This is a genomic window from Alteromonas sp. MMG017 (assembly GCF_018100795.1).
In the GTDB taxonomy this organism is placed as follows: Bacteria; Pseudomonadota; Gammaproteobacteria; order Enterobacterales; family Alteromonadaceae; genus Alteromonas.
Map to the genome: position 1 here is coordinate 154,351 of NZ_JAGJDY010000002.1, position 12,591 is coordinate 166,941.

Annotated in this window: 8 protein-coding genes; 5 read left to right on the forward strand and 3 right to left on the reverse strand. The window is 43.6% G+C overall.

The window, feature by feature from the left end:
• Positions 1-79 precede the first annotated feature (79 nt).
• The 3 genes from J8L84_RS03050 to seqA form a co-directional block, all read right to left on the reverse strand.
• Positions 80-2,557: a glycogen/starch/alpha-glucan phosphorylase gene (locus J8L84_RS03050; protein ID WP_211069408.1), complete on the reverse strand. Its 2,478-nt coding sequence runs from the start codon at positions 2,555-2,557 to the stop codon at positions 80-82.
• A gap of 217 nt (positions 2,558-2,774) precedes the next feature.
• The gene (gene pgm, locus J8L84_RS03055) at positions 2,775-4,427 is read right to left on the reverse strand and encodes a phosphoglucomutase (alpha-D-glucose-1,6-bisphosphate-dependent) (protein WP_211069409.1); all 1,653 of its coding nucleotides are present in this window, start codon (positions 4,425-4,427) and stop codon (positions 2,775-2,777) included.
• Positions 4,428-4,454: 27 nt separating this feature from the next.
• Positions 4,455-5,192: a replication initiation negative regulator SeqA gene (gene seqA / locus J8L84_RS03060; protein WP_211069410.1), complete on the reverse strand. Its 738-nt coding sequence runs from the start codon at positions 5,190-5,192 to the stop codon at positions 4,455-4,457.
• 218 nt (positions 5,193-5,410) lie between these two features.
• Between seqA and J8L84_RS03065 the strand changes: the two genes are divergently transcribed.
• The 5 genes from J8L84_RS03065 to J8L84_RS03085 all read left to right on the forward strand — a co-directional run bounded on the left by J8L84_RS03065 (position 5,411) and on the right by J8L84_RS03085 (position 12,560).
• Positions 5,411-6,322 (forward strand): MoxR family ATPase, encoded by a 912-nt coding sequence (locus tag J8L84_RS03065; RefSeq protein ID WP_211069411.1) that lies wholly within the window; start codon positions 5,411-5,413, stop codon positions 6,320-6,322.
• A gap of 3 nt (positions 6,323-6,325) precedes the next feature.
• The gene (locus tag J8L84_RS03070) at positions 6,326-7,420 is read left to right on the forward strand and encodes a DUF58 domain-containing protein (RefSeq protein WP_211069412.1); all 1,095 of its coding nucleotides are present in this window, start codon (positions 6,326-6,328) and stop codon (positions 7,418-7,420) included.
• Positions 7,417-9,444 carry a DUF3488 and transglutaminase-like domain-containing protein gene (locus tag J8L84_RS03075; protein ID WP_211069413.1) on the forward strand — a complete coding sequence of 676 codons (2,028 nt, stop codon included), beginning with the start codon at positions 7,417-7,419 and terminating at the stop codon, positions 9,442-9,444. Before J8L84_RS03070 ends, J8L84_RS03075 begins: the two co-directional genes overlap by 4 nt.
• 414 nt (positions 9,445-9,858) lie before the next feature.
• The gene (locus J8L84_RS03080) at positions 9,859-10,707 is read left to right on the forward strand and encodes a formate/nitrite transporter family protein (protein WP_211069414.1); all 849 of its coding nucleotides are present in this window, start codon (positions 9,859-9,861) and stop codon (positions 10,705-10,707) included.
• Positions 10,708-10,751: 44 nt separating this feature from the next.
• The gene (locus J8L84_RS03085; protein ID WP_211069415.1) at positions 10,752-12,560 is read left to right on the forward strand and encodes a bifunctional protein-serine/threonine kinase/phosphatase; all 1,809 of its coding nucleotides are present in this window, start codon (positions 10,752-10,754) and stop codon (positions 12,558-12,560) included.
• Positions 12,561-12,591: the final 31 nt, after the last annotated feature.

The window sequence follows — 12,591 nt, forward strand, 5'->3', positions numbered from 1 at the left end:
TTTATGCTGACACACCATACCACAACAAAAAGCCCAGAAAGCATAGCATTTCTGGGCTTTTTTCAGAGACTAGTTGAGACTAGTTTTCTATCTTGCACGGTGAAAGTTTCCAAATACGTTCTACATAATCTTTGATTGAACGGTCTGAGGTAAACTTACCCATTTTAGCGGTATTAATAATAGCCATTTTAGCCCAACGCGCTTTATCGCGATACGCTTCATCAATAGCGATTTGTGCATCACAGTAGCTGCGGAAGTCAGCTAGCACCATGTATTGGTCACCATGATCCAACAAGCTTTGCTTAATCGATACTAACGCACCTGGCTTGCCTGGCGTGAAGTAATCGGTTTCAAGCCAATCTAATACCGCTTTAATTTCAGGGTCGCGATAATAGTAATCGTAAGGCTTGTAGCCTTTCTCTTGCTGTTCGTGCACCTCTTCAACGGTTAGGCCGAAGATAAAGATGTTGTCATCGCCGACTTCTTCAGCAATCTCAACGTTAGCACCATCTAGCGTACCTACGGTAATCGCGCCGTTAAGTGCTAACTTCATGTTACCGGTTCCTGACGCTTCTTTACCTGCGGTACTGATTTGCTCAGACACATCAGATGCCGGAATCATTTTCTCAGCAAGAGACACGCGATAGTTCGGCAAGAACACAACTTTAATTTTGTTATTTACACGCGGGTCATTATTGATTTTATCAGCCACTTTATTGATGGCGTAAATAATATCTTTCGCTAATTTGTAGCCCGGAGCCGCTTTCGCACCAAATATGAATACGCGAGGTACCATATCGTAATCTGGGTTTTCTAATAGACGGCGATACAAAGCCATAATGTGAAGCAAGTTCAAGTGCTGGCGTTTGTACTCGTGCAAGCGCTTAATTTGCACATCGAAAATAGCGTTTACGTCTACTTCGATGTCTAACGACTCGCGAATTTCATCAGCAAGTAACTGCTTGTTATTCAGCTTCACTTGCATGAATTGCTTTTGGAACGTCTTGTTGTCGGCGTACTTTTCTAGCGCCTCAAGTTTGTATAAGTCTTTTGGCCAGTCGGTGCCAATTTTCTTATCAATTAATTTAGAAAGCTCTGGGTTACACGCTTTCAACCAACGGCGTGGTGTAATACCGTTCGTTACGTTAGTTAATTTACCCGGCCATAACGCATCAAACTCTGGGAACAAATCAGACTTAACTAGGCGAGAATGCATTTCAGCTACGCCGTTAACCGCAAATGAACCGATAACCGATAAATGGCCCATACGTACCATTTTCTCGTTGCCTTCTTCAATAATAGAAAGCTTCGCTTTAATGCGGTTATCGCTTGGCCACTTCTTATCGACCTCAGCCATAAATCTATGGTTAATTTCATAGATGATTTCCAAATGGCGCGGTAAGATTTTTTCAATCATGCGAGCAGGCCACTTTTCTAGCGCCTCAGGTAACAAGGTGTGGTTGGTATAAGCAAACACTTTCGTGCTGATGCCCCATGCTTGATCCCAATCTAATTCCGCGCGGTCAACTAAGATACGCATAAGCTCAGGGATTGCGATGGCTGGGTGAGTATCATTTAATTGAATAACCACTTGATCAGCAAAACGGCTCCAGTCATCACCATGCGCACGCTTATAACGGCGAATAATATCTTTCAACGAACATGAGCAGAAGAAATACTGTTGAATCAAGCGAAGCTCTTTACCCGCTTCGGTTTCATCGTTCGGATAAAGCACTTTTGAAATGGTTTCCGCTTGCACGTTTTCTCGCTGTGCATCTACATAACCACCGGCGTTAAATACATCCCAGTTGAAGTAGTCAGAAGAGTCTGACTGCCATAAACGCAACACGTTTACGGTTTTGCCTTCATATCCAACAACAGGAATATCCCAAGGGATACCTTTTACAATCGAGCCAGGATGCCACTCTTTTTGAATACGGCCGCTTTCGCCATACTTGGTTTCTACATAACCAAATAGAGGCACTTCTTGAATTGATTCTGGGCGGCAGATTTCCCACGGATTACCGTAATCGCGCCAGCTATCAGGGCGTTCTATCTGAGCGCCACTCTTAATTTCTTGACGAAAAAGTCCATGCTCATAGTGAATACCATAACCAATTGCAGGCAATTCCATCGTTGCAAGTGAGTCGATAAAGCACGCCGCTAAGCGCCCTAATCCACCATTACCTAGCGCCATGTCTGGCTCTTCTTCCATGATGTCGGTAATCTCAACACCCAACTCTTTCAACGCGCCACTAGCAATGTCAAATAAACCCAAGTTTTGAAGGTTGTTTGACAACAATCTGCCCATTAAGAATTCGGCAGAAAAATAGTGTACTGCGCGAGTATCATTGAAGTAGTGACTTTTTTGGGTTTTGCGAAGGCCTTCTAATACCTGAGCCTGAATGGCAGCACAGGTGGCTTTCCACCATGCGTGGTTATTAGCCTTATTTTCATCCGTACCTAGCGTACAGTGAAGGTGCTTAACAATAGCGGCTTTAAATTCAGCCTTATCTAGCGGTAAAGAGGTTTGCGTTTTGGCAGCTTTTGCATTCATTTTGCGTCTCACTCTGGTTGACGTGTACAAAGGCACACTCAATGTGTAATTTAATTACAGAAAAAACCAACGATATGAGAGCAATATAGCAGTGCTTAAACGATTATGTTGTGATAATTTTGTTAAAATAACAAAAAACCGGATGAAAACGTATGCATTCATCCGGCTTTTAACTTATATGTAACAAATAAAGGCTTTAGGTGGTTAGTTTTTAGCCTTATTTGATAATTTTACCTACTAACGCTTCTGCTTCTTGAATCAATTCCTGTAAGTGAGTTTCACCTTTGAAGCTTTCAGCATAAATTTTGTAGATTTGTTCAGTACCAGATGGACGTGCTGCAAACCAACCATTTTCAGTAGATACCTTTACACCACCAATAGCGGCATTGTTACCCGGTGCATGGGTTTGCACTGCCGTGATAGGTTCACCTGCTAGGGAATCACTAGTAACTACCGAAGCATCCATTGCAGAGAGCTTCTGCTTTTGCTCTAAGGTAGCAGCGACATCTACGCGATTATAAACTGGCGCCGAAAACTGTTCGGTCAGTGTTTGATAATGTTCACCAGGATCTTTCTTGGTCACCGCCAAAATCTCAGCGGCCAGTAAGCAAAGAATAAAGCCATCTTTATCGGTAGCCCAAGTCTCGCCATCACGTTGCAAGAAAATACCACCGGCACTTTCTTCACCTGCAAAACCAATATTGCTGTTCGATAGGCCATCAACAAACCATTTAAAACCAACGGGCATTTCGGCAAGCGGCTTATCTAAGCTATTTGCCACGCGGTCAATCATGCTGCTCGAAACCAGTGTTTTACCGATTTTCAGTGAAGCTGGCCATTGTGGTCTGTGTGTATATAAGTACTGAATAGCCACCGCAAGATAATGATTAGGGTTCATCAGACCGGCACTTTTACATACAATGCCGTGGCGATCGAAATCTGGATCATTACCCCAAGCTAGGTCAAAATCGTCTTTTAATTCGATTAAGCCTGCCATAGCATAAGCGCTTGAACAGTCCATGCGTAATTTACCGTCTTTGTCACGACGCATAAATCCAAACTGAGGGTCGACAGCAGGGTTCACAACCGTGATGTCTAATCCGTATTTCTCGGCAATACGTGACCAGTACCCAATACCAGCACCACCCAATGGATCGGTACCTAGTTTTAAGCCGGCCTTAGCAATGGCCTGCATATCAATAACCTGAGCAAGGTCATCAATATAAGGTTCCATGAAATCTTCTTCGCGAACTAAACTTCTGGCTCTAACCGAACGGATATCAATGCGTTTAACGTCTTTATTGCCCTCGGCAATAAGCGCATTAGCGCGGTTTTGAATTTTCGTCGTCACGTCGCTATCTGCAGGGCCACCATGAGGAGGGTTATATTTAAAACCTCCGTCTTCAGGTGGATTATGTGATGGGGTTATGACTACCCCATCAGATTTAACAGCCCCGTTTTCACGATTGTAACGAATGATAGTACGGGAAATGACCGGCGTTGGTGTATAGCCTAAGCTTTCGTTGTCGCTCCGCTGGATAACAACATCTACCCCGTTGGCACTGAGTACTTCAATAGCGGTGATCATGGCAGGCTCAGACAAAGCATGGGTATCTTTACCTATAAATAGCGGGCCTGTAATACCTTCTGATTCACGATATTCAACTAATGCTTGGCATATTGCACTAATATGGGTATCGGTAAAAGTATAGTTCGACGCCGATCCTCTGTGCCCTGAAGTACCAAAACTTACTGCTTCAGTAGGGGCAGCGGCGTCTGGTTTGTAGCTGTAATATTGGCTAACAAGTTGCGCCACATTAATCAGTTGCTCAGGTGCAGCTGGTTTACCAGCCTGCGGATGTAAAGCCATGAAAAGTCCTTATTTTAAGTTAAGCGTTTATTTGCCCTCTGGGGCGAATCGACTTACTACCGTTTCGACGACATCGGGCTGATACCCTAATGTACGCAAAACTTGTTCCAGCATGTTTACTTTTTTCGCGGTATTGTTGTTGGTGACTACCCAAAATGGGCTATCAGGAATGGCTTTAGGGTTAGTACTACTGCCATTTTCTAACAATGCCTCTTTGCTTGTAGCAAAATAGGTACGATTTTTACCGATAATCGATTTAACATTTTCAAAGGTATCGCTATTTAGCTTATGCGCAGCACTTAAAATAAATAAGAACTGATCGACACGTTTAGTAAACGTCGATAACGCATCTTTAGATACCATACCCACAATATCATCTTTATTGTGATTTTCTATTTCAGTCACTACTGGCGCGGTCACGTCTTTTTTAACAGGCGCTTTGGCGGGGGTTGTTGATTTTGCAACAGGTGATTTTGTCACAGGCGCTTTGGCTGCAGTTGCTTTAGGCGCCGCTTTTGCAACGGTTTTACTAGCGGGCTTCACTTGTGCTTTTTGCGCCGAAGCGGTAACAGTAGGGGCAGCTGCAACCGGTGCTGGCGTCGCTTGTACTGACTCATCAGGTAGGGAGGCGTTGCTTGCACCCTTTATTTCACCATCTTCAGGCAACAAAAGCCTACGTAAAATTTCTGATGCGCTCTCGCCTATATGTTTTGTTTGGCTGGCGATAAAGGCATACAAATCATCATCTATTTCAATGCTTTTCATAACTACTTCCTTAACAAGATGCCCCATTATAGACAACCGATACGCACAGCGCAGCACTATTTCTAACCTAGCCCTAAATTCGTTAAAACCAACATTAAAATGATGCTTTTAAGATGTTAAATAACCAAGCTTATACCTTTGTATGGGAGCCAACTGCTATTTCAGCACTTTAGTTGCTACTATCAGTATATAAGGGGTTTAAAAGGTAACGTTTTATCATGCGAAAAGAGATTCAATTAGTGCATGACGCGCTAAGTCAGAAAATTATCGGCAAATCTGAACAGCTAAAACTCGCGGTGACGTGTTTACTAGCACATGGTCATCTCCTTATTGAAGATTTACCTGGCATGGGTAAAACCACACTTTCCCACGCACTTTCCCACGTATTCGGTCTTCAGTATTCGCGTATCCAATTTACGTCAGACTTGCTCCCATCAGACATGCTTGGCGTGAATGTTTATCAAAGTCACAATGGTGAATTTCAATTTAGACACGGCCCCATATTTAGCCAAGTTGTTCTTGCCGATGAGCTGAACCGAGCCAGCCCTAAAACGCAAAGTGCCTTGTTAGAGGCGATGGAAGAACGCCAAGTGAGTATTGATGGCACCACCCACGCGCTACCTTCGCCCTTTTTTGTTATTGGCACTCAAAACCCTGGTTATCAATCTGGCACCTATCCGCTGCCTGAATCACAACTAGACCGCTTTTTTATGCGTATATCGCTGGGCTTTCCTAATTGGGAAGCCGAAAAAGCTATGCTACAACAATCAACCGACGTCCAGCAGCAGATAGTGTCGTGTTTATCGCAGACCGATTTGATCACGATGCAAGATGCGGTTACCCATGTGCATGCTAGCGATGATGTGATTAATTATATATTGCGATTAGTGACAGAGAGCCGAGCACAAGGGCGCTACCCTACCCCATTATCGCCACGGGCTAGCCGAGCCTTGTTGCAAGCTGCTAAAGCTTGGGCTTATATGCACGATAGAACCTTTGTTACGCCAGATGATGTGCAAGCTATTTTCATTGCCGTTACTGAGCATAGGCTTAGTGCAAGTACCCCTGAACATACGGGCTCGTCACTAAGTCAGCATTTACTGGATAGTATCGATCCGCTGGCGGCGTAATCCATGTTTAAAAAGGTATTTCACAAGCCTTGGCTTGCTTGGCTAGATAAACGCATTCCGCCGAATCCTTCACATGCACTGAATATGCGTTCGGTATTTATTTTACCGAGCCGTTTTGGCTGGGGATTTATCGTGATGTGTATGTGCTTATTTCTTTTAGGCACTAACTATCAAAATAACCTCATGTTGCTATTAAGCTATTTGTTACTTAGCGTAATGTTACTCACGTTGTTTTACAGCTATCAAAATTTTGCGGCTATTGCCCTTAGCGTGTCGCCGCCAAAAACCGTTTTTGCTAACACGACAGCACACCTAACTCTCAATCGGGTTAAGCACTCCAACTACAAAACCAAACCTGAAGGTTTATTGCAGGTTCAGTGGCTTCAGATTCATAAGCTCAAGCTGCCGAAGCTCAAAGATACGACCTCAATAACCTTTGATATTGGTAATCAAGAACATCGACTTTCTATTCCGGTGTTACTTTATACCAGAGGTGAACACAAACTTCCCCGCTTAACGTTAAAAAGCGCCTACCCCTTCGGGTTATTTAATTGCTGGACCCACCTAGATTTTGACGTAGAGGTTATGGCATATCCAGAGCCAAAAGCTGGGAAACTTGGTGAAGTGGTTCACCACACGCAAGACGCTGCTGGAAGTAAAGAAGATGAGCGACAAGGTAATGAGGACTTTTTTGCCCTTACCGATTTCATTGAAGGCGAACCATTAAACCGAGTTGCATGGAAACAGGTCGCTAAAACAGGAAACTGGGTGGTAAAGCAGTTTAGTGAACAAAAAAGTGATGACGTATATTTAAGCTTACCGCCAAACATACCACTCGAAGAAGGGTTAAGTGCGTTAACCCAAAAAATAGTGTCGATGCAATCACAAGGTGTGCACTATGGTTTAAAGCTAGGTAGTACAACCTTTACGCCCAATAACTCTATTGCACATATGCATCAATGCCTAAGGGCACTGGCGACTTACCCCAACACAACTTTTGCGGTCAACAGTGCTTCTACCACTCCAGTTGCCGCAGCCTCATCCTCATTAGCAGCCCAAACCACAGGTGACAGCGCTTCGAAAGGGCTTAGCAAATGAACCATAAAGCAAATATGCTGCTAGCCACCTGCTTTATGGTATTAACGCTTAGCCTGCTTACCCCACTGCTAACTTGGGTGGTATTGCTCGCCATATGCGCGGTTATTATGCAAAGCGCATTGTATTTTAGGTGGCAAGAATATAACCCAAGTAGCCGCACCGTAAATTTATTAGCGGTTCTGTCCTTAATAGCGTTAGGTTGGTTTGGTCTTTCTATTGGTTTGCTCAATAGCATGATTAACCTCTTAGTCATCGCCTGCTCATTGAAGCTTATGCTGCTTTCAAGAACAAAAGATTTTTTACAGCTTTTCTGCTCCTGCATATTTCTTGTGGGCTGCGGTTTTATTTTTGCGCTAGGGTTAGAAGCGTGGCTAGGCTACGTCGCGGTAATTGTGCTTTTGTTTACTGCTTTATCATTGGTATACGCCCCCGCCAGAAGTTTTAGGGTGTCTATGCGTAAATCGGCGGTATTACTGCTGCAAGCATTTCCTTTGGCTGCATTGTTATTTGTAGTGATGCCGCAGCTTCCGCCTTTATGGCAAATGCCGACGTCTAAATCGAATGAAACGGGTTTATCGGACTCGGTCACGCCAGGGGATATTGCTTCACTGGCGAGATCGTCCGATTTAGCTTTCACTGCAACCTTTGAGCAAAGCCCGCCTTTGGCCGAACAGCGATATTGGCGCGCCATGACGATGGAAGCCTTTGACGGTAAAACGTGGGCCATTAGCCCAAGACGAAAACAAGCTGAAGCACAGCTTAAAACCATGGGCCGAAGTCTTGCAGCGCCCTCAACTAAGGCATCATTAACACCCTCAGAAAACTACCAGTTGATTGTAGAGCCCAGCAATCAGCGCTGGCTATACTCTCTTGATGTGTCTGCTGAAAACACAGATTTAGACAATCCTGAGATGTGGCGTCAGTTTAATTATGCATTAAGAGCAGCACGTCCAATTGTGGGTAAACGAGCGTTTTATTTAACTTATTTTCCAGATACGCCACTTGTTAGTGAGATATCTGATTTTGATTATCAGCTTAATATTCAATACCCAATAGACAGTAACCTACGTACCCAAGCGTGGGTAAAGCAGCTAACGGCAAATGTACAAAGTGAGCGAAGTATTGCCGAAGATATTTTACGTCACTTTAAAACCGGTGGATTTAGCTACACCCTACAACCTAACGCTATGCCGAACTCGCCTATAGACACCTTTATGTTCGAAGCAAAGGCAGGATTTTGTGCCCACTATGCCAGCGCCATGGTGTTTGCCCTTCGGGTTGCGGATATTCCTGCTCGTATGGTGACAGGCTATCAAGGTGGTGAGTTATTAAGTGATAACGTAATACAAGTTCGCCAATATGATGCCCACGCTTGGGTGGAAGCGTTAATAGACGGCGTTTGGGTGTCGTACGATCCTACCAGTATGGTTGCTCCCTCTCGCATTTCCTTTGGGTTAGAGCAAGCACTAGCCGATTTTAACGAAACCCGCAGTGAAGGCATGTTTAAAGATTTAGGTTCTGCTGAGCTGTTTTTATCGATAAGAGGATGGTTTCGCCAGCTAGATTATCAGTGGAGTAGATTAGTACTGGGTTTTGATAATCAAACACAAACGGATTTATTGAAAAAACTCCTTGGCGATTTAACCTCTCAAAAAATGACGTTTTTCTTTCTAAGCGTACTTGGAATAGTGAGTATTTTTTTGCTGGTGTTGTTCTTCCCTATTAGAAGAAAGTCGACCTTGCCTAAACATCAACGCATTTATTTAAACGCCGTTGAGTTGGTGTCGAATTTTACTCAGATAGCGAGAGAAAATAAGGGAAGTACTGCCTACTTCAAACAAGTGAAACCTTTTTTACCAGCAAATGCAGCATCGCTATTTAACACGCTTACTCAAGATTTTGAACATGCACAATATCAAGGTGCCACAGACGGTGGTCGCGATAGCCAAAAGCAAAAAGAACGTACCATGACAGATGCACTTGCTGCGTTACAAAAAGACTTAAAGCGAACAAAACCAAATTAACGCTGTGTGTTGTTGATCCGCTTTAGTGTTCACTATAGTGATCAGCGAAAAATGCGTAAGTACATTTGGTTTAATATCCACCAATTCAGTGCACCTTAGCACTTCATTTGCACCATTGTGGTTTGATTCTGATCATTCCAGCAATACATTAGCTTAAGTGAATAATAATAAAGCACTGATTTTAAACAATTTAAAATAAAATCGCTTTTTTGGCACTATTCTCGCTAACCATTAATTAGTACGAGTCAGTGTGTAAACTGGCTATCACAATCTATCGAATTGGATAAAGACGTCCACAACCTTCTTTGGAAACAGGGAATGGTGTGGACGTTTTTTTTTGTTCGTTTGTTCTATCGATGAAAGCAGTGATGTGGCTCGTTATTTTAAATAAATTACAAATCAGGGTGATTAATTATGGCTTATTTACTTCCCGCCGAGTTTGCTACGAAAATGGTAGATGCCGGTGAATCTAAAATCTACATGTCTACACGCGATACACTTATTCGTGCGTTTATGGCAGGTGCAATATTAGCGCTAGCCGCCGTATTCGCCATTACCATTGCCGTACAAACAGGCATCTTCTTACTGGGCGCGGTATTGTTCCCGGTGGGCTTTTGCATGTTGTATTTAATGGGATTCGATCTGCTAACCGGCGTATTTGTACTTACGCCGCTCGCCTGGCTTGCCAAGCGACCCGGTGTTACCCCTAAACAAATTTTACGTAACTGGGGTTTAGTATTTTTAGGCAACTTTGGTGGTGCACTCACGGTGGCCTTCATGATGTCTTTCATTTTCACCATGGGTTACAACGTAGATGGTGGCGCAATTGCAGCTAAAGTGGCTAGCATTGGTGAAGCAAGAACATTAGGTTACGCCGAACATGGCACTGCAGGTTGGTTTACCATTTTTATTCGCGGCATGCTGTGTAACTGGATGGTATCACTAGGTGTGGTTGGCGCTATGATCTCTACGCATGTAAGTGGAAAAGTACTGGCCATGTGGATGCCTATCATGCTGTTCTTTTTCATGGGCTTTGAACACTCTGTTGTTAACATGTTCCTATTCCCATTCGGCCTTATTATGGGTGGCGAATTCTCTATCATGGATTACTTCGTGTGGAATGAAATTCCAACAGCCCTTGGTAACCTAGTGGGTGGTTTAGCATTTACTGGTTTAACGATTTACAGTACACACGTTAAAACTGCACCTAAGCGTAAAATTCCTGTTGCTGAAAAAGCACCAGCTAAAGTCGCTGCAGTATAATTTAACAAGCCCGATACGCTTCCTCTGTATCGGGCTTTTTTCTTATGCAGATACAGTCTTTATCACTTCACTATAGCGAATGTAGCAGCGCTGGCGTAAAGCCTATAAATCAGGACGCTTGCGATGCATTTATTCCCGCTAACACTAGCCCAGCGTTGACATTAAAAGGCGCCGCCTTTGCGCTTGCCGATGGTATAAGCAGCAGTACTGTTAGCCAAATAGCCAGTGATTTAGCAATTAAAGATTTTATAAAACAATACTTTTGTACCCCCGAAACTTGGGGAGTAGCGCAAAGTGCTAAAACCGTTATACAAAGTATCAATGCCACTTTATATACCAAAACCCAGCAAAGCCCTTTTTGCTATACCCCTGATAAGGGTTACGTATGCACTTTTTCTGCGGTTATTGTTAAAGGCGATACGGCGCATATCTTCCATGTGGGTGATGCCAGAGTGTGTTTGTATTCCGATGAAACGCTACAAGTACTTACCCAATCTCATCGGGTAAACCACTCAAAACATGAATCTTACCTCGCTAACGCACTGGGCGTGCATGCTAATGTGGACATCGATTACCTTACGGTACCGTTAAAAGCAGGCGATACCCTTATTCTAATGACAGATGGCGTGTATGAGTATGTCTCTTCCCTCACACTTGCTTCACTGATATCGACGGTGCACGCACCTGAGAATGACGCTTCTGTTCGTAACAGCTCTATTCAAAACAGTTCTAGTGTAAAAAAGAGTGACACGCCTCTCGCACAACGCCTTGTTGATATGGCTTTAGAGAACGAGAGTGATGACAATGTTTCTTGCCAATGTATAACGGTAGCGAGCGTGGGCGATGGCAAATTTGTAACACCGGAATATGCGGTTGATGAAACGTCACTTCCTATTATTAAGCAGTTAAATGTAGGAGAGACAGTAGATGGCTATCGTATTGATCGACAACTATACCAATCCGCTAGAAGCCATGTTTTCTTGGCTTGGGATGAAAATACCAAAACCCATGTCGTTATTAAAATACCCTCTACTGAACTGGCACAAAACGGCGAATACTTAGAACACTTTGCGTTAGAAGAATGGCTAGCACGGCGGATTAAATCTAACCATGTGATTAATGTACCTGCCCGTACTCAGCCGCCTTCATGCATGTATAGCATTAGCGAATATATTGAAGGGCAAAACTTAACCCAGTGGCTAACAGACAACCCTAAGCCAGATGTAGAAAAAGTGAGAAGTATTATTGAGCAGGTAGCTAAAGGCTTAATGGCTATGCATCGGGAGGGGCTGCTTCATCAAGATATTCGCCCTGAAAATATCATGATTGAAGCATCTGGTAACTGTAAAATAATAGATTTAGGCTCGGCTCGTGTTGCGGGCATTAGTGACGCACTGTTTGAACATGAGAGTGATATTATGGGCACTGCAGCTTATGTTGCTCCAGAATATTTTTTGGGTGACAGTGGCTGTGATCAATCCGACCTTTATTCCCTTGCGGTACTTACCTATTACTTACTCAGCAACCGTTTTCCTTATGGAACACAGGTAGCCAAAACCCGCACCGTGGCGGCGCAGCATAAACTTAAATACCAATCGGTACTTGATGATAGACGACCTATTCCAGCTTGGATAGATGACACGTTAAAACGGGCGTTACAGCCTAACCCTGAAAAGCGTTTTACCAGCTTATCTGAATTTACCTATCATCTTCGCCACCCTAGTCCAGCTTTTCTCAATCGCGTAACTGCGCCATTAATACAACGTCATCCACTGAAATTTTGGCAGGGACTTTCTCTGCTATTAGTGATTAGCAATGTAGTGACATTCTTACTGCTTTATGGCAGTCATTAACTCATATCAATAACCCGTATCACTCGAAAAA